Below are 17,711 nucleotides of genomic sequence, written 5' to 3'. Positions count from 1 at the left end.
CGGCTCGAAATGAGACCCGTCCGTTCGTGACGCCTGCCCCCGTCTTGGGTGCAGGCCCAAGACAGGAGAGAAGTGGCAAAACCACGCGTACACGAGATCGCATCCGAACTGGGTGTCGATAGCAAGGTCGCACTTGCGAAGTTGAAGGAGCTCGGCGAGTTCGTCAAGGGCCCGTCCTCGAGCATCGAACCCCCGGTGGCGCGCAAGCTCCGCCAGGCCCTCCAGGGCCAGGGCGGTTCCTCCGCGGGAGCGTCGGCGACCCCGGCCGCCCCCGCCGCCGGCGCCCGTCCCGGGGCCCCGCGCCCCTCCGGCGCGCGTCCGTCCGCGCCCACGCCCGGACCGGCCAAGCCGCCCGCTCCGGCGCCGGCACCGCCGATGTCGGTCGCCGAGCGCCAGGCCCAGGCTCAGGCCGCCCAGGAGGCCGCGGCCGCTCAGCGCGCTCAGGCAGCCAAGGACGCGCCCGCCGAGGCCGCCGCTCCGGCTCCGACCGAGGCCCCCGCGGCTCCGGCCGCCGCCGAGAAGCCGGCGTCCGGCGCGACCCCCGGCGGACCCAAGCCCGTGACCCCGCGTCCGGCTCCCGCCGCGAACACCCCGCGCCCCGGCGGCGCCTCGGGCGGCTCCAACCGCCCCGGCGGCACCCCGCGCCCGGGCAACAACCCGTTCGCCAGCAACCAGGGCATGGGACAGCGTCCCGCCGCCCCGCGCCCCGGCAACAACCCCTTCGCCAGCTCGCAGGGCATGGGATCGCGTCCGACCCCGGGCAACATCCCCCGCCCGGCTGCTCCGCGCCCCGGCGCGCCCCGACCCGGCGGACCCGGCATGGGCCAGCGCCCCGCCGGCTTCGGCCAGCGTCCCGGCGGACCCGGCGGCGGAGCAGGACGTCCCGGCGGTGCCGGTCGTCCGGCCGGCGGCGGATTCCAGCGCCCCGGCGGCGCTCCCGGTGCCGGTGGCGGCTTCGCCCCGCGTCCCGGTGGCGGCGGCGGTCGCGGTCGCGGCCCCGGCGGTGGAACCGCAGGAGCCTTCGGTCGCGGCGGCGGCAAGAGCAAGGCCCGGAAGTCCAAGCGCACGAAGCGTCAGGAGTTCGAGCTCAGGGAGGCCCCGTCGCTCGGCGGCGTCAGCGTCCCCCGCGGCGACGGCAGGACGGTCATCCGTCTGCGCCGCGGCGCGTCGATCTCGGACTTCGCCGACAAGATCGAGGCCATGACCGGCGTGCCGGTGCCCCCCGGCAACCTGGTCACCGTCCTCTTCGCCCTCGGCGAGATGGCGACGGCGACCGAGTCGCTCGACGAGGCCACCTTCGAGGTGCTCGGCTCCGAGCTCGGCTTCAAGATCCAGGTCGTCTCGCCCGAGGACGAGGACAAGGAGCTCCTCGAGGGCTTCGGTCTCGACCTCGAGCAGGAGCTCGACGACGAGACGGACGAGGACCTCGAGATCCGTCCGCCGGTCGTCACCGTCATGGGTCACGTCGACCACGGAAAGACGCGCCTGCTCGACGCGATCCGCAACGCCAACGTCGTCGCCGGCGAGGCGGGCGGGATCACGCAGCACATCGGTGCGTACCAGGTCGTCGCGGAGCACGAGGGCATCGAGCGCCCGATCACCTTCATCGACACCCCGGGTCACGAGGCGTTCACCGCCATGCGAGCCCGCGGTGCCCAGGTCACGGACATCGCGATCCTCGTGGTCGCGGCGGACGACGGCATCATGCCGCAGACCATCGAGGCGCTGAACCACGCCCAGGCGGCCAACGTGCCGATCGTGGTCGCGGTGAACAAGGTGGACAAGCCCGACGCCAACCCGGCCAAGGTGCGTCAGCAGCTCACCGAGTTCGGGCTCGTCGCCGAGGAGTACGGCGGAGACGTCATGTTCGTCGACGTGTCGGCTCGCGCGGGCACCGGCATCCAGGACCTCCTGGACGCCGTGCTGCTCACCGCGGACGCCGGTCTCGACCTGCGCGCCAACCCCAACAAGGAGGCGCGCGGAGTCGCGATCGAGGCGAAGCTCGACAAGGGACGCGGTGCGGTCGCGACCGTGCTCATCCAGTCGGGAACGCTGCGCGTCGGAGACGCGATCGTCGCCGGAACGGCCTACGGCCGCGTCCGTGCGATGGCGGACGAGAACGGCAACGCCGTCCTCGAAGCCGTGCCGTCGCGTCCGGTGCAGGTGCAGGGACTCTCGTCCGTGCCCCGCGCCGGCGACACCTTCCTCGTCACCGAGGAGGACCGCACGGCCCGTCAGATCGCCGAGAAGCGCGAAGCCGCTCAGCGCAACGCCCTGCTGGCCAAGGCCCGCAAGCGCATCTCGCTCGAGGACTTCACCCGTGCTCTCGAGGAGGGCAAGGTCGAGTCGCTCAACCTCATCATCAAGGGCGACGTGTCCGGTGCCGTCGAGGCGCTGGAGGAGTCGCTCGTCAAGATCGAGGTCGACGACTCGGTGCAGCTGCGCATCATCCACCGCGGTGTCGGTGCGATCACGGAGTCGGACGTCAACCTCGCGACGATCGACAACGCGATCATCGTGGGCTTCAACGTCCGCCCCGACCCGAAGGCCCGCGAGCGCGCTGCTCGAGAAGGAGTGGACATCCGCTTCTACTCGGTCATCTACAACGCGATCGAAGAGGTCGAGAACTCGCTCACGGGCATGCTCAAGCCCGAGTTCGAGGAGGTCCAGTCCGGTGTCGCTGAGATCCGCGAGGTGTTCCGCTCCTCCAAGTTCGGCAACATCGCGGGTGTCATCGTCCGCTCCGGCACGATCACCCGCAACTCGAAGGCGCGCGTCATCCGTGACGGCGTCGTGGTCGGGGACAACCTGGCCATCGAGTCGCTGCGTCGCTTCAAGGACGACGTCACGGAGGTCCGTACGGACTACGAGGCCGGTATCGGTCTCGGAAAGTACAACGACATCCAGATCGGCGACGAGATCGAGACGATCGAGATGAAGGAGAAGCCGCGAGGCTGATCCGCCCACTGGAAGGCCCGGGTCCGCCCGGGCCTTCCGGCGTCTCACGGCGCTGTTCGTGCGGGATCGGGAGGGGACTCTCGTCCTCTCGCGCCCTGCGGGAGGAATCGGGGGCGGCCCGTGTCCCGGAGGTGCGCACCCCCCAGAGGGCGCTTCCGCACCTCCGGGCGTGGAAGGCCGTCGAAGATCAGGCGCTCCCGTCTCGGTGGGTGCGCCCGCTGAGCGAGCAGCTCGTGAGCAGCGAGCCTGCGGGCGATGTCCGGCTCCCGATCCAGCACCTGAGCCTTCCCACCCCGGTCCCCGAGGATCAGGGAGCCGCGAGGAGGCACCCCACCCGCGCCGTCGCAGACGCGCGGTCGAGGGGCATCACGCCCCAGAAGCAAGGCCCCCTCGGACGCGACCGGTCGTCCGGGCGGAGAGTGGTTGAATGGCGAGCTGAACGGTTCGCCGAGAGAGATGTGAGGACCAGCCATGGCAGATCCGGCCCGGGCGAGGAAGCTCGCCGAACGTATCCAGGTGATCGTCGCGAAGCGGCTCGAGCGCGGTCTCCGCGACCCGCGCCTCGGCTTCGTCACCATCACCGATGTCCAGGTGACCGGCGACCTGCAGCACGCCTCGGTGTTCTACACGGTCTACGGCACCGATGAGGAGCGCGCCGATTCGGCCGCGGCCCTCAAGGCCGCCACCGGCATGCTCCGCACCGAGGTGGGCAGGAACATCACGTCCCGGCTCACGCCGTCGCTCGAGTTCATCCTCGACGCGGTGCCCGAGAACGCGAAGCACATCGAGGATCTGCTCGCCGCCGCGCGCAGCCAGGACTCGCAGGTGCAGTCGCTCGCCGCTCAGGCGGACTACGCCGGCGACGCCGACCCCTATGTGAAGCCCCGCGAGGACGACGAGGACTAGGCGCCGAGCCCGAACACCGCGGAGCCCGTGGCGACGTCGACCGATTCCAGGACGACGACGACACGGGCTCCCGGCGTGAGCGGGGCCGGGACGTCGACGGTGATCTCCGGGTCGAGCAGCTGGACCGAGGAGCGGGTGCGCGCCGAGGAGACGACGATCCCGCTGAAGGAGGCTCCTTCGCGGCCGCGGAGGACGGCGGCCTCGACGATCGCGGTCGCCGCACGGGAGGCGGCTCCGGCCCGGCGGTCGCTCGCGGCGAGGAGCGGCGGGAGCAGGGGCAGCGCCTCGCGCAGCTGCGACGGGATCGTTCCGCCGCGGGACACCGCGAGGCAGACGGCGAGGCCGAACCGGTCGACCAGGCGCCGCAGCGGCGCGGTGACGTGCGCGTACGGCGCGGCGAGAGCCGCCTGCTCGGGATGCTCCGGCGGGGCGCCGTCGAAGGCGGTGTAGCCGGCGCCGCGGAACAGGCTCGTCGCGGCGTACATGATGGCGAGCTGGGCGGGGTCGGCGGTGTCGAGGCGGCGCAGGTAGGCGCCGTAGGCCTCCTCCTCGGGCCACGGGACGCCGAGCGCCGCGGCTCGGGAGCGGAAGGCCGCGACGGTGGCGGGGTCGGCCTCGGGCATGGTCCGGAGGATGCCCACCCCCGCGTCGAGCATCATCGTCGCCGCCGCCATACCGGTCAGCAGCGAGACCTGGGCGTTCCAGCCCTCGACGGCCAGGGGAGCGCGGCGCTCGACCCGGTAGCCGCCGTCGGCGGCGACGATCTCCTCCTCGGGCAGCGTCAGGCTCGCTCCTCCGCGCTCGGCCTCGCGCGCCAGGCGCTCGCGTCCGAACCAGGGGAGGAGGGCGAGGGAGGGGTGCGGATCGCCCGCGTCGACGCTGCGCTGCACGCCCTCGTAGTCGAGCCGGGCCACGCTGCGCACGAGCGCCCGCTCGAGGTGCACCGAGCGCGGCTCCGCCCGCTCGTCGAGGGTCAGCGTCCAGACCAGCGCTCGGCGCGTCTCGTCCGGCAGGAGCGACGCGGTCCCCTCGGAGAGGACCGCGGGGTGCAGCGGGACGCGGCCGTCCGGGAGGTAGTAGGTCTGGCCGCGGCGGCGCGTCTCGGCGTCGAGCGCTCCGCCGGTGCGGACGACCGCGGGCACGTCCGCGATGGCGTAGCGGAGGACGACGCCCTCCGACGTGCGCTCCAGGTGGAGGGCCTGGTCCAGGTCGAGCGAGCCGGGCGGGTCGATCGTCACGAAGGGGAGGTCCGTCCGGTCGACGCGGTCCTCGTCGTCCGCTCCGGCGTCCGCGTGCTCGGCCTCGGCCAGCGCGGCCGGCGGGAACGGGCCGGGCAGGTCGTTCTCGACGCGGACCGCGGCGAGGGCGCGCTGGACGTCCTGGGCGAGGTCGACGTCGAGGGCGCGCTCGACGGCGGCGTCGGGGCGGGGGAGGCGGAGGCGGCGACCGGTCACGGCGCCGACCCTACCCGCCTCCTCCGACGCGGACGGCGGTCGACGGGCCCTCAGGAGCCGGGGAGGAGGTAGCCGTCCTCCGGGCCGCCCGTCGCCAGACCGTCGGCGAGGAGCCCGGCCAGGGCGCGACCGCGCTGGTCGGCGTCCGGCCAGAGAGACTCCACCTCGGCCGCGGTGACCGGGCCGTGCGCGGCGCGCAGCTCGGCGAGGATGAGGCCGCGGACCTGGCGGTCCGAGCCCTCGAACCGCTTCTGCTTCGCCTTCACGGGCCCGGTGTGCTCGGGGTACCCCTCCGCCCGCCAGCGGCAGAGGTCGCGGATCGGGCACTCGTCGCAGCGCGGAGCGCGGGCGGTGCAGACGACCGCCCCCAGCTCCATCGCGCCCGCGTTGAAGGCCGCCGCCTCGGAGAGCGACTCGGGCAGCAGCGCCGACATCGCGGCGAGGTCGGCCCTCGCGCGGGGCGGACCGGGCTCCGCCGCTCCGTCGACCGCGCGCGCGAGGACCCGGCGGACGTTGGTGTCGACCACGGGGTGCCGCCTCCCGTAGGCGAACACGGCGATGGCGCGGGCGGTGTAGTCGCCGATGCCGGGCAGCGCGAGGAGGGTCTCGACGTCGTCGGGGACCACGTCGCCGTGCTCCTCGGCGATCGCCACGGCGCAGGCGTGCAGGCGCAGGGCCCGCCGCGGGTAGCCCAGGGACTGCCAGGCGCGCACCGCCTCGCCGGGAGGGACGGCGGCGAGAGCGGAGGGTGTCGGCCAGCGCTCCAGCCACTCCGCCAGACGCGGGACGACGCGGACCACCGGGGTCTGCTGCAGCATGAACTCGCTGACGAGCGTGCCCCAGGCGGGGAAGCCCTCGCGGCGCCACGGCAGGTCGCGGGCGCTCGTGCGGAACCAGGCGGTGATCGCGTCGGCGAGAGGGTCGGAGGGCATCAGCCCACACTAGGCGGCGGCGCGTATCGTGGGCGGATGACCAGGTGGGCTCCGCAGAAGGCCGATGTGCTCGACGCTCTCGCGGCGGAGGTGCTGCACAACTACGGGCGCGGACGGGTCAAGGTCGGGATCGACGGCGACGACCCCGCGGTGAGCGCGGCGTTCGCGCTCGACCTCGCGGAGGCGCTCCGCCGGGCCGGCAAGGACGCGATCGTCGCGCACCTCACCGACTTCCGACGTCCCCGCGCCGATCGGGACGACCCCGCCGTGCCCGAGGAGCAGCGCTCCTACGCGGCCGGGTACGACTACGAGCTCCTGCGCCGCGTGCTGCTCGATCCGTTCACCCTCGGCGGCAGCACCGGGTTCGTGCTCGCGGGCTTCGACGCGGTGCGCGACGAGGCGCGGCAGGCGCGCTGGCGGACCGCCGGCCGCGACGCGGTGCTGCTCGTCGACGGCGAGTTCGCCCTCCGGCCGGAGCTGCGCGGCGCGTGGAGCACCAGCATCCGCCTCGACACGCAGGAGCCGCCGGTGGACGCGGCGTACCGCGCCACGACGGATCCGCGCCGGCCGGCGGGGATCCTCGTCGACATCCGCGATCCGGAGCAGCCCCGGCGCCTCTTCGCCGACTCCTGCTGAGCCTCGGGACGGAGGCCGCCGCCGCGGGCGGCGTCGGTCCGACAGGGCCGCGGGCTCAGACCAGGGCGGCGCGGCGCACGACCTCAGCCGGCGGCACGAAGGCGCCCGCCCGCTCGACCTCGTGCACCAGGTCGACCAGCAGCTGGTTGACCGGTGCCTCGCGCCCGCCGCGGTGAGCGGTGCGGACCACGGCCCCGGCCAGGTGGTCGATCTCGCTCGGCACTCCGCGGCGGACGCTCTGCAGCGTCGACCCGGGGTTCGGCACCTCGCCCATCCGCGCGGCCATCCGGCGGGGGAGCAGCTCGACCAGGGGCAGGGGAGCGGCGGCCAGGGCGCGGACGGACGCGTTCGAGAGTCCCTGCAGCGAGCCGAAGCGGACGCCCGACGCGAGGCCCGTCCGGGCGGCCTCGCGCATCGACCGGGCGAGGACGCGCCGCAGCCCCGGATCGACGATCGTCTCCTGGACCGAGAGCCCGGTGATCGCGGGCAGGGCGTTGACCTCGTTGATCAGCAGCTTCGTCCACTGCGCTCCGGTGAAGTCGTCGGTGACGGCGGTGGGGACCGCCTCGCCGAGCACGGCGGCGGCCCGTCGCACGTCGTCGTCGGCCGGGCGGCCGGGGACGCCGAGCGTGGTCGTGGCAGGAGCCGTGACGGTGACGCGGCCGGGTTCGAGGTGGCTCGCGGCGAAGAGGGCGAGAGCACCCACGAGCCGGGCGTCGCGCACCTGCCGGGCCGCCGCGGTGAGTCCGTCCAGTCCGTTCTGGACGACGACGACGAGGGTGCCGTCGACCGTGCGGCGGTTGGTTCGCAGCGCGTCCTCGGCGTCCTGCGCTTTCGTGCAGACGAAGGCGAGATCGGGTGCCAGATCGAGGGACTCGCCGCAGCGGACCCAGGCGGTGTGCTCGCCCCACGCCCCGTCGAGCCGGATCCCCGACCGGCGGATCGCGGTGAGGTGGTCGCCTCGGGCGGTGACCTCGACGTCGTGCCCGGCGCGGTCGAGAAGGGCGGCGATGGTGCCGCCGACGGCGCCTGCTCCGAGTACTGCGATCCTCATCCGGACAGCCTAGGACGGGCGGGCGAGGGCTCCGGCTGCACCCCGGGGGTCCTCCCGATCCGTCCGTGTATCCTCGCACCCGTGCTCGAGACCCCCGCCCCGGCTCCGAACGGGATCCTCCTGCTGGACAAGCCCGGCGGCATCACCAGCCACGACCTCGTCTCGCGGACCCGCCGCCGCGCGGGGACCCGCAAGGTCGGCCACGCGGGGACGCTCGATCCGATGGCAACCGGGCTGATGATCCTCGGTCTCGGCCCCTCGACGCGCCTGCTCACCTACCTCGTCGGCCTCGACAAGCAGTACGAGGCGACGATCCGGCTGGGCTCCTCCACCACCACCGACGACCAGGAGGGCGAGGTGCTCGCCTCGGCGGAGCCCGCACTCGTCGCGGCCCTCGCCCCGGAGTCGGTGTCCGACGCGATCGCGGCCCTCACCGGAGCGATCGAGCAGGTCCCGAGCACGGTCAGCGCGATCAAGGTGGACGGCCGCCGCGCCTACGCCCGCGCCCGCGACGGCGAGGAGGTCGTGCTCGCCTCCCGCCCCGTGACCGTCTCGGAGTTCGCCGTCCTGGCGAGCCGCCCGGTCGAGGGGTTCCTCGACCTGGACGTGCGCGTCACCTGCTCCTCCGGCACCTACATCCGCGCGCTCGCCCGCGACCTGGGCGCGTCCCTCGGAGTCGGCGGCCACCTGACCGCGCTGCGGCGCACCGCGGTCGGCCCCTTCTCCGTGGCGCAGGCCGGCGAGATCGACGAGCTCGACGTCCCCGCCGCGCTCCTGCCGCCGACGCTGGTGGCGGGCGAGCTGTTCCCCCTGCTGCGCCTCGACGCCCAGGAGGCGGGCGATCTCGCGAACGGCAAGCGCATCCCGGCCCCGGAGGCGGTGGCGGGCGCGAAGGGCCTCCTCGCCGCGGTCGGCCCGGGGGAGCGGCTGATCGGCCTCGCAGAGCGGCGCGGCACCCAGCTCAAGAGCGTCGTCAACTTCCCGACCGAGGACCTGCGGACGGCCGCCTCGTGATCGAGTGGTTCACGATCCTCCAGGTGGGGATCGCCGTCGCGGCCGGCCTGCTCTGCCTCGTGCTCGGGCTGCTCGCCCGCCGTCCCTCGGACGTCTCGGTCGGCGCGACGGCGATCGTCGAGCTGCTGCTGATCGTCCAGCTGGCGGTCGCGATCGTGTCGCCGCTGGTCGGCAACCGCCCGTCGGGGAGCCTGCCGGAGTACTACATCTACCTGATCTCGGCGCTGCTCCTGCCGCTCGCGGCCGGGTTCTGGGCGCTCATCGAGCGGAGCCGCTGGAGCACCGTGATCCTGGGCGTCGCCTGCCTCTCGATCGCGGTCATGGTCTACCGGATGCACCAGATCTGGTTCTTCCAGAGCGCCTGATCGGGCCCGCCACCGGGCCCGGCCCGGCGAGCGCCTAGCATGGACGTGCGATGTCGAAACCAGCCAGCGATGCGTCCGGACGGGCCGCTCACGACCCCTCAGTCCCCTCGGCCCCCGGGAGCGGAGAGCCGACCCGTTCCGCCCGCTCGCGCGGGATCGGCAGCCTCCTGGTCGTGGTCTACGGGATCCTCGCGCTCGCCGCGACGGGGCGCTCCGTCTTCCAGATCATCGACCGGTTCGACGAGGCGCCGCTGGCGTTCTCGCTCTCGGCGCTCTCGGCCGTCGTGTACATCGTCGCGACGGTCGCCCTGATCGTCCCGGGCCGCGCCTGGCAGCGCGTCGCGTGGGTGACGATCACCTTCGAGCTGGTGGGCGTGCTCGTGGTCGGCGCGCTCAGCCTCCTCGCTCCGCAGCTCCTCGGGCTCGCGAGCGCCGACCCGTTCGGGCGCCAGTCGACGGTGTGGGCGGCCTTCGGCGCCGGCTACCTGCTCATCCCGCTCGTCCTGCCCGTGCTCGGCCTCTGGTGGCTCCGCGTGCAGGGGCGGCCCACGCCCCGGGCGGCCGCCTGATGCGCGTCGAGACCCGCCCCGGCGACCTGGCCGGGATCGGACCCTCCGCCGTCACGATCGGCAAGTTCGACGGCGTCCACTCCGGGCACCGGGCCGTCATCGGCCGGCTGCACGAGCGGGCCCGCGAGCAGGGGCTCGCCGCCGTCGTCGTCACCTTCGACCGCAATCCGCTCAGCGTGATCGCGCCGGAGAAGTGCCCGCCCGTCCTGGTCGGCAACGAGCAGAAGCTCGAGCTCCTCGCGGGGACCGGCGTGGACGCGACGCTGCTGCTCACCTTCGACGAGGCGTTCCGGGCGCTCTCACCCGAGCAGTTCGTCGAGCAGGTGCTGGTGGAGGCGCTCGAGGCCCGTGTGGTCCTCGTCGGCTCCGACTTCCGCTTCGGCGCCCGGGGAGCGGGCGACGTCGACCTGCTGCGCGTGCTCGGCGGGCAGCACGGATTCGAGGTGGAGCTGATCGACGACGTGCGGCCCGAGGACGGCCGCCGCGTCTCCTCCACCTGGATCCGCGAGCTGCTGGCCGAGGGCGATGTGGAGCACGCGACGCGCCTGCTCGGGCACGAGCCCGTCGTCCGCGGCGTGGTCGTGCACGGAGCGAAGCGCGGCCGCGAGCTGGGCTTCCCGACCGCGAACCTCTCGCCGGAGTCGCAGGGCCTGATCCCGGCCGACGGCGTCTACGCGGGCCGGCTCACCACCGACGGCGTCACGCATCCCGCCGCGATCTCGGTCGGCAGCAACCCGACCTTCGTCGGAGTGCCGCCCAAGCAGGTCGAGGCGTACGTGCTCGATCAGACGCTCGACACCCTCGACCTCTACGACCGCGTGGTCGACGTGGCGTTCGTCGGCCGGATCCGCGGCCAGGTCGCCTACGAGGGCGTCGAGCCCCTCATCCGCCAGATGAACCACGACGTGGTGCAGGTCCGCGAGGTCCTCGGCATCGACTGAGCGGGATGCCGGGCGCCGCCTAGCAGGGGCCGCGGGCCCGCACCAGCGGGAGAGGTCCCGGGGCCATCGGCGTACCGTGGCCGCATGAGCGAAACCCCCTCCGACTCGGCGCGCCCCCTCGCGCTCGTCACCGGCGCGACCGGCTACATCGGCGGCCGGCTGACGCCGCGCCTCCTCGAGGCGGGCTTCCGGGTGCGTGTCCTGGTGCGCGACCCGCGCAAGCTGGTCGACGTGCCGTGGGCGGAGGAGGTCGAGGTCGCTCAGGGCGATCTCGGCGATCCGGAGTCGCTGGAGGCCGCGGTCGAGGGCGTCGACGTCCTCTATTACCTCGTCCACTCGATGGGCTCGGGCAACGACCACGCCCACTTCGAGGAGGTCGAGAGCCGCGCCGCGCACAACGTCGCCACGGCCGCGGAGTCGGCCGGCGTCGGCCGCATCGTCTACCTCGGCGGCCTGCACCCCGAGGGCCAGGAGCTCTCGAAGCACCTCCGCTCGCGCGCTGAGGTGGGCCGGATCCTGATGGAGTCGGGAGTGCCGACGATCGCCCTGCAGGCGGGCGTGATCATCGGCTCCGGGTCGACCTCGTTCGAGATGGTGCGCCACCTCACCGACGTGCTGCCGTACATGCCCGCGCCGCAGTGGGTGCGCAACTTCATCCAGCCGATCGCCGTGCGCGACGTGCTGCACTACCTGATCGGCTCCGCGTCGCTCGAGGACGCCGCGCTCAACCGCACCTTCGACATCGGCGGGCCCGACGTGCTCCGCTACGGCCAGATGATGAACGGCTACGCGGTCGAGGCCGGGCTCCCGCAGCGGCCGATCGCGTCCCTGCCGGTGTTCACCCCGTGGCTGGCCTCGCAGTGGGTCAACCTGGTCACGCCGATCCCGCGCTCGCTCGCGGTGCCCATCATCGCCTCGCTGCAGTACGACTGCGTCGTGCATGAGCAGGACATCCGCGCGCTCATCCCCGACCCCGAGGGCGGGCTGACCTCCTACCGCCGCGCCGTCCGGCTCGCGCTGGGTAAGATGCAGGCGGGCGAGATCGAGACGAGCTGGCAGAACGCGGAGGTCGTCGGCGCTCCCAGCGATCCGCTGCCGAGCGACCCGGAGTGGGCCGGCCACACGGTCTACGTGGACCTCAAGGAGCGCCGCACCCAGGCCGACCCGGCCAAGCTCTGGCGCGTCATCGAGGGCATCGGCGGCACCAACGGCTGGTACTCCTTCCCGCTCGCGTGGGTGATCCGCGGATGGATGGACCGCCTCGTCGGGGGAGTGGGCCTGCAGCGCGGGCGCCGCGACTCCGCGCGCCTGCACGCCGGCGACGCCCTCGACTTCTGGCGCGTCGAGGAGATCGAGCGGCCGAAGCTCCTGCGCCTGCGCGCCGAGATGAAGGTGCCCGGCGGGGCCTGGCTCGAGATGCGCGCCGAGCCCTCCGGAGACGGCGGCTCGGTCTACACGCAGCGCGCGGTCTTCTTCCCGCAGGGCCTCGCGGGCAGGCTCTACTGGTTCGCGATCCTGCCCTTCCACGGCATCATCTTCAACGGCATGGCCAACCGCATCACGGCCACCGCGGCCGACCTGCCGGACTCCGGCGACGAGCGCTCCCCTGGCGGGCGCCGGGTGCAGCGGTGACAATGGAGGGGTCCGGCGGCGGCGAGGCCGCCCGGGACGCCGACGAGAGGAGCACGATGAGCGAACGGTCGAGTACGGACGCGGGGCGCGGACTCCAGCTGGGGAAGGTCCTCTTCATCGGGGACAGCATCATCCAGGCGGGAGCCTGGGGCGAGTGGCTGACGGAGTCGACGGTCGTCGACGAGGGAGTCGGAGGGGCCACCACGGCGGACGTCGTCGCGCGGCTCGCCGAGCTGGTCGCGCAGGAGCCGGACACGGTGGTGCTGCTGATCGGCACCAACGACCTCGCCTGGCACCGCACGACGGAGCACGTCGTGCGCAACATCGAGACGATCGTCGCGACGTTCCGGCGCGATCTTCCGGACGTGCGCATCCTGGTGACCTCGGTCCTGCCGCGCGGACACGAGTTCGCACCGCAGATCCGCGAGATCAACCGCCACCTGTGGCAGTTCGCGCCCACGGCGCACGCGGGCTACCTCGACCTGTGGCCGGTGCTCGCGGGGGAGGACGGCGGACTGCTCGAGCAGTACTCGCCGGACGGCCTGCACCTCAACGAGGACGGCTACCGCGCGTGGCGCGAGGCACTGGGCCCGGCGCTCGAGGCGGTCGTGCGGATGCCTCCGCGGACCCGCCCGATCACGCTGCCCTACGACGAGTTCGCGCGGCCGAAGACGGCCTAGCGCAGCACCGTGGAGGGGGAGTCGACCGCAGGGTCGGCTCCCCTTCCGTCATTCCGCGGCCAGGGCGGCCTCGAAGGCCGCGAGGGCGTCCGCGGAGAAGAGGACGAACCGGACCTCGTCGAGTGCGCCGTCCGCGGTCGCCTCGCGGACCGTCTCCACCGCGATGCGCGCCGCGTCGTCCATCGGCCAGCCGTAGACGCCCGCCGAGACGGCCGGGAAGGCGAGCGTCCGCGCACCGAGACCGACGGCGGTGCGCACCGACTCGCGGTAGGCCGAGGCGAGGACGGCGCTGCGGTCCTCCCACCGCGAGTGGACGGGACCGACGGTGTGCACGACCCAGCGGGCAGGGAGGCGGCCGGCGGTCGTGGCGACCGCGGAGCCGGCGGGCAGACCGTCCGGCAGCTCGGTCCCGCGGAGCCGGCGGCACTCGGCGAGGATCTCCGGTCCGCCCGCGCGGTGGATCGCGCCGTCGACGCCGCCGCCGCCGAGGAGCGACGAGTTCGCCGCGTTCACGATCGCGTCGACGTGCTCGCGGGTGAGGTCGCCGCGCACGGCTCTCAGGGTGGTCACGACTCGTCCTCCAGGCTTCGTCCGAGGGCAGCGATCGCCGCAGGTCCCACGCGGCAGCAGCCGCCGATCAGATCCGCTCCCGCCGCGCGCCAGGAGGCGACCAGCGCGGGGTCGAAGGCCGCGTCGCCTGCCCAGCGACGCTCGACGGCGTCCCACTCCTCGCCGCTGTTCGGGTACACGACGACCAGCTTGACGGTGACGGAGCGGGCGATGCGGACCGCCTCGGCGACGTCGCCGGGCGGGCAGCAGTTCACTCCCACGTCGACGACCTCCTCGGAGGCGGCGGCGACGGCGAGCGCCTCAGCCAGGGGCTCGCCGGCCGCGGTGCGGCCCGAACGGCCGCTCACGCAGATCCAGGCGGGGACCGAGGAGCCCGCGAGGGCCTCCACGACGGCCCGCACCTCCCGCACCGACGGGATGGTCTCGACGGCGAGCAGGTCGGGCCCGGCCGCGGCCAGGGTCTCCAGGCGCGGCCGGTGCCAGGCGGCGAGCTCGCCGACGGTGAGGCCGTCGTCGCCGCGGTACTCGGAGCCGTCGCCGAGGCTCGCGCCGTAAGGGCCGACGGAGGCGACGACCCAGCCGCTCTGCGCGCGCCGGGCCAGGTCGACGCTCTCCCGGAGGGCGCGCTCCGCGAGGCCCGGGGCCAGGCCCGCGGCCGCGAATCCGCTCGCGGACACCTGGTAGCTCGCGGTCACCGCGACCCGGGCGCCCGCCTCGGCGAAGGCGCGGTGCGCGGCGACGACCCGGCCGGGCTCCTCCAGCAGGACCCGGGCGCTCCAGAGCGAGGAGTCCACCGCGGCGCCCTGCGCCTCCAGCTCCGTGCCCAGGCCCCCGTCGAGCAGCAGCGGGCGCACCCGCGCCGCGGCGACGAGGCCGGCGGTCACGAGCGGTTGTTGGAGAGCTCGAAGATCTTCACGAGCTCGGCGATCGCCGCCTCGCGGGCGTCTCCGCCCTCCTCGAACATCGCGGTGATGTGCGTGCGGAGGTGGTTCTCGACGATGAGCTTGTTGAGCGAGCCGAGCGACTTCTGGATCGCGAGGGACTGCGTGACGATGTCGACGCAGTAGTCCTCGTTCTCGATCATCCGCTCGAGGCCGCGCATCTGGCCGCCCAGGATCCGGGCACGGTGCAGCGAGCGCTTCTTGAGGTCCTCGATCACTCCTCCAGCCTACGCGCCGCAGGCGGTACCCGGGCGGGGTATGCGCGCCTACGATCGAGGGGTGAGCACCCGCAAGCCGTCCCGCGCGACCGCCGCCCGCTACCCCTCGCGCGACCGCGCCCGCATGGCGCTCGCGCCCGGGATCCTCGGCGCGATCGTGCTGCTGGCCGGGCTCGCCCTCGTCGGCTCCGACGCCTACGACTTCATCCGCTACCCGGTCGCGATCCTCGCGGCGGTCATCGGCTGGTTCGCGATCCAGGCGCGCGCACTCCTCTGGCTGATCGGGCTCGTCCCGGTGCTCGTGCTGTGGAACCCGGTGCTGCCGTTCGCCTTCCCGGACGCGATCTGGTCCTCGCTGAGCCTCGCCGCGGTCGGCGTCTTCGTGGCGGCGGGCCTCGTCATCCGCGTCCCGACTCCGGAATGACGACGAGCGCGACCGTCCGCGCGGCGGAGCGCCGACCGGACCGCCCCGAGGAGTAGACTGGCGCCGCACCCGCACGCCGGGGATGCTGCGACCGGGTCCCAGACCCGTTGCTCGGAGCTCCCGACGGCCACCGGATGCACCGACGCCCGACGCCTCCCCGGAGGCGATCCGGCGGATGCACGGCGACGGCAGCGCGCGGGAACCCCTCCTCCGCCCCCCGTCACACATCGAGGAGGAGCATGGCTCGCAGCGGCCAGCGTCAGTCCGGTCAGACGCGACGAGCGTCGAACGCCGCCGGGAGCCGACCCCGATCGCGCTCGCGCGGCGTGGACAACGCGGGGATCATCCCGATCCTCGCCCGCCGCGTCCGCGAGGTGGAGGCGAAGGCCCAGACCGGCAAGGTCGGACCGACCAACCGGACGAAGTTCCTGGTGATCGCTCTCCTGATGCGCGAGGAGCGCAAGCGGGTCAAGGTCGATCCCTCGCTCAGCGACGCGCAGCGAGCCGAGGAGATGAAGCGCCTCGACGGCATCGCCACGATCCTGGCCAAGACGGCCGCCCGCGACACCAGCCTGATCGCGCTGCTCGAATCGGAGGCCGGCGTCACGGCGGCCGCGCAGAAGCTCCGCCGCGACTGGCTGCTCGAGGCGGGCGCGGAGCTCAGCCCCGACGAGCTGCTCATCGTGACCGAGCCGGAGCCCAAGCCCGAGGTGCCGGTCAACCAGGTCGTGCCGCAGTCGGTGCGCGCCCGGCAGCTGGCGAACCCCTTCCTCCCGCCGGACTTCTCGATCGCCGAGGCCTCGGCCCCGGCGCCGCGCCGCCGGCTCGACGACTGGGAGCTGCTCGGGCCGCTCTTCAAGGCGTTCGAGTACGGAGCGGGCGGACGGGCCGCGAGCATGGAGCTCCCGGAGCCGCCGAAGCTCGACCGGGTCTCGCCGCGCGGCCGCGAGCTGATGCCGCACCAGGCGCGCTTCATCGAGAGCGCCCGCGAGGGGCACCGCAGCTTCCTGCTCGCCGACGAGCCGGGTCTGGGCAAGACCGCGCAGAGCCTCCTGGCCGCCTCGGTGGTCGGGGCGTACCCGCTGCTCGCGGTGGTGCCGAACGTGGTCAAGATGAACTGGGCGCGCGAGGTCGAGCACTGGACGCCGCAGCGGCGCGCCACGGTCATCCACGGAGACGGCGGCACGCTCGACGCGTTCGCCGACGTGGTCATCGTCAACTACGACATCCTCGACCGGCACATCGGCTGGCTCGGGAGCCTGGGCTTCCGCGGCATGGTCGTCGACGAGGCGCACTTCATCAAGAACCTCCGCTCGCAGCGCTCGCAGAGCGTGCTCGCGCTGGCGTCGAGGATCCGCGAGACCACTCCGGGGCACGATCCGCTGATGATCGCGCTGACCGGCACCCCGCTGATCAACGACGTCGACGACTTCCGCGCCATCTGGCGCTTCCTCGGCTGGATCGACGAGACCAAGCCGGGGCCGGAGCTGATGGGCCGCCTCGAGGAGACGGGCCTCACCCCCGCCGACACGGGCTTCTACCCGGAGGCGCGCGAGGCCGTGATCGACCTCGGCATCGTCCGGCGCAAGAAGATCGATGTCGCCGCCGACCTGCCGTCGAAGCGGATCGTCGACCTGCCCGTCGAGCTGGACGACGACCTCGGCCGCTCCATCCAGAAGGCCGAGCGCGAGCTCGGCGCCCGCATGCTGCAGCGCTTCAGGGCGGTCACCTCCTCGATCACGCACGAGCTCGACGACGACGAGCGCGAGCGGTTCATCCGCATCGTGGCGCAGAGCGAGCTCGAGGAGTCGAAGTCGGCCAAGACCGGCGAGAACGTCTTCACCATGGTGCGCCGGATCGGCCAGGCCAAGGCGGCGCTGGCCGCCGACTACGCCTCGCAGCTGGCCCGCTCGGTGGGCAAGGTCGTCTTCTTCGCGAAGCACATCGACGTGATGGACCAGGCGGAGGACACCTTCGAGAAGCGCGAGCTGACGTCCGTCTCGATCCGGGGAGACCAGACCGCGGCGTTCCGCCAGACGCAGATCGACGCCTTCAACGAGGACCCCGACGTCTCGGTCGCCGTCTGCTCGCTCACCGCGGCGGGAGTCGGCGTGAACCTGCAGGCGTCGTCCAACGTGGTGCTCGCCGAGCTGTCGTGGACGTCGGCCGAGCAGACGCAGGCGATCGACCGCGTGCACCGCATCGGCCAGGAGGAGCCGGTAACGGCGTGGCGGATCATCGCGGCGCACACGATCGACGCGAAGATCGCCGAGCTCATCGACGCCAAGGCCGGTCTCGCCGCCCGCGCGCTCGACGGCGCGGACGCCGAGACGGCCTCGGCCGACACGGTGCAGCTGGACGCCCTCATGCACGTCCTGCGCGAGGCGATCGGCTGAGCGCACCCGGCCGGGCCGGCT

17 protein-coding genes are annotated in these 17,711 nt (G+C 73.6%); 11 read left to right on the top strand and 6 right to left on the bottom strand.

Annotated elements, in window-relative coordinates:
* The first annotated feature begins 72 nt into the window (after positions 1-72).
* A complete protein-coding gene (infB, locus tag C5C57_RS00370) occupies positions 73-2,958 on the top strand; it encodes a translation initiation factor IF-2 (RefSeq protein WP_104246572.1) in 2,886 nt (961 codons plus the stop codon).
* 471 nt (positions 2,959-3,429) lie between these two features.
* Positions 3,430-3,864, top strand: coding sequence for a 30S ribosome-binding factor RbfA (gene rbfA / locus C5C57_RS00365; RefSeq protein WP_104246571.1), 435 nt, complete (start codon positions 3,430-3,432; stop codon positions 3,862-3,864).
* Here rbfA and C5C57_RS00360 read toward each other — a convergent pair.
* Positions 3,861-5,318 (bottom strand): ribonuclease catalytic domain-containing protein, encoded by a 1,458-nt coding sequence (locus C5C57_RS00360; RefSeq protein ID WP_104297146.1) that lies wholly within the window; start codon positions 5,316-5,318, stop codon positions 3,861-3,863. The genes rbfA and C5C57_RS00360 overlap by 4 nt on opposite strands.
* A gap of 50 nt (positions 5,319-5,368) precedes the next feature.
* On the bottom strand, positions 5,369-6,250 hold the full coding sequence (locus C5C57_RS00355; protein WP_104246569.1) for an A/G-specific adenine glycosylase: 882 nt from the start codon (positions 6,248-6,250) through the stop codon (positions 5,369-5,371).
* 36 nt (positions 6,251-6,286) lie between these two features.
* Between C5C57_RS00355 and C5C57_RS18385 the strand changes: the two genes are divergently transcribed.
* Positions 6,287-6,886 carry a hypothetical protein gene (locus C5C57_RS18385; RefSeq protein WP_258072150.1) on the top strand — a complete coding sequence of 200 codons (600 nt, stop codon included), beginning with the start codon at positions 6,287-6,289 and terminating at the stop codon, positions 6,884-6,886.
* A 55-nt stretch (positions 6,887-6,941) separates the two neighbouring features.
* On the opposite strand, the gene C5C57_RS00345 is transcribed toward C5C57_RS18385, so the two are convergent.
* Positions 6,942-7,940 carry a ketopantoate reductase family protein gene (locus C5C57_RS00345; RefSeq protein ID WP_104246568.1) on the bottom strand — a complete coding sequence of 333 codons (999 nt, stop codon included), beginning with the start codon at positions 7,938-7,940 and terminating at the stop codon, positions 6,942-6,944.
* 81 nt (positions 7,941-8,021) lie between these two features.
* Here C5C57_RS00345 and truB point away from each other — a divergent pair, with 81 nt between their 5' ends.
* From truB to C5C57_RS00315, 6 genes are all read left to right on the top strand, one after another.
* A complete protein-coding gene (gene truB / locus C5C57_RS00340) occupies positions 8,022-8,954 on the top strand; it encodes a tRNA pseudouridine(55) synthase TruB (RefSeq protein ID WP_104223057.1) in 933 nt (310 codons plus the stop codon).
* Positions 8,951-9,319 (top strand): hypothetical protein, encoded by a 369-nt coding sequence (locus tag C5C57_RS00335; RefSeq protein ID WP_104223058.1) that lies wholly within the window; start codon positions 8,951-8,953, stop codon positions 9,317-9,319. The genes truB and C5C57_RS00335 overlap by 4 nt, the downstream gene beginning before the upstream one ends.
* A gap of 50 nt (positions 9,320-9,369) precedes the next feature.
* Positions 9,370-9,888 (top strand): hypothetical protein, encoded by a 519-nt coding sequence (locus tag C5C57_RS00330; RefSeq protein ID WP_258072716.1) that lies wholly within the window; start codon positions 9,370-9,372, stop codon positions 9,886-9,888.
* Positions 9,888-10,829, top strand: a complete 942-nt coding sequence (locus tag C5C57_RS00325) for a bifunctional riboflavin kinase/FAD synthetase (RefSeq protein ID WP_104233805.1) — start codon at positions 9,888-9,890, stop codon at positions 10,827-10,829. Before C5C57_RS00330 ends, C5C57_RS00325 begins: the two co-directional genes overlap by 1 nt.
* Before the next feature lie 84 nt (positions 10,830-10,913).
* Complete coding sequence (locus C5C57_RS00320; protein WP_104246567.1) at positions 10,914-12,461, top strand: SDR family oxidoreductase; 1,548 nt, start codon at positions 10,914-10,916, stop codon at positions 12,459-12,461.
* Between the two features lie 56 nt (positions 12,462-12,517).
* Positions 12,518-13,141, top strand: coding sequence for a GDSL-type esterase/lipase family protein (locus C5C57_RS00315; RefSeq protein WP_104225671.1), 624 nt, complete (start codon positions 12,518-12,520; stop codon positions 13,139-13,141).
* Positions 13,142-13,189: 48 nt separating this feature from the next.
* Here the strand turns inward: C5C57_RS00315 and C5C57_RS00310 are convergent, their stop codons facing one another.
* From C5C57_RS00310 to C5C57_RS00300, 3 genes are read right to left on the bottom strand one after another with little or no spacing between them, the layout of a single operon-like run.
* A complete protein-coding gene (locus C5C57_RS00310) occupies positions 13,190-13,711 on the bottom strand; it encodes an O-acetyl-ADP-ribose deacetylase (protein WP_104246566.1) in 522 nt (173 codons plus the stop codon).
* Positions 13,708-14,595, bottom strand: a complete 888-nt coding sequence (gene mmuM / locus C5C57_RS00305; protein WP_104297145.1) for a homocysteine S-methyltransferase — start codon at positions 14,593-14,595, stop codon at positions 13,708-13,710. Before mmuM ends, C5C57_RS00310 begins: the two co-directional genes overlap by 4 nt.
* Complete coding sequence (locus tag C5C57_RS00300) at positions 14,592-14,870, bottom strand: metal-sensitive transcriptional regulator (RefSeq protein WP_104223062.1); 279 nt, start codon at positions 14,868-14,870, stop codon at positions 14,592-14,594. The genes mmuM and C5C57_RS00300 overlap by 4 nt, the downstream gene beginning before the upstream one ends.
* A gap of 61 nt (positions 14,871-14,931) precedes the next feature.
* Between C5C57_RS00300 and C5C57_RS00295 the strand changes: the two genes are divergently transcribed.
* Complete coding sequence (locus C5C57_RS00295; protein ID WP_244229446.1) at positions 14,932-15,294, top strand: DUF6804 family protein; 363 nt, start codon at positions 14,932-14,934, stop codon at positions 15,292-15,294.
* 239 nt (positions 15,295-15,533) lie between these two features.
* Positions 15,534-17,690: a DEAD/DEAH box helicase gene (locus C5C57_RS00290; RefSeq protein ID WP_104225603.1), complete on the top strand. Its 2,157-nt coding sequence runs from the start codon at positions 15,534-15,536 to the stop codon at positions 17,688-17,690.
* Positions 17,691-17,711: the final 21 nt, after the last annotated feature.

The sequence above is a fragment of the Rathayibacter sp. AY1C5 genome (assembly GCF_002931705.1).
In the GTDB taxonomy this organism is placed as follows: domain Bacteria; phylum Actinomycetota; class Actinomycetes; order Actinomycetales; family Microbacteriaceae; genus Rathayibacter.
The sequence above is the reverse complement of the archived record's forward strand: the minus strand, read 5'-3'. Positions and strand labels throughout refer to the sequence as shown.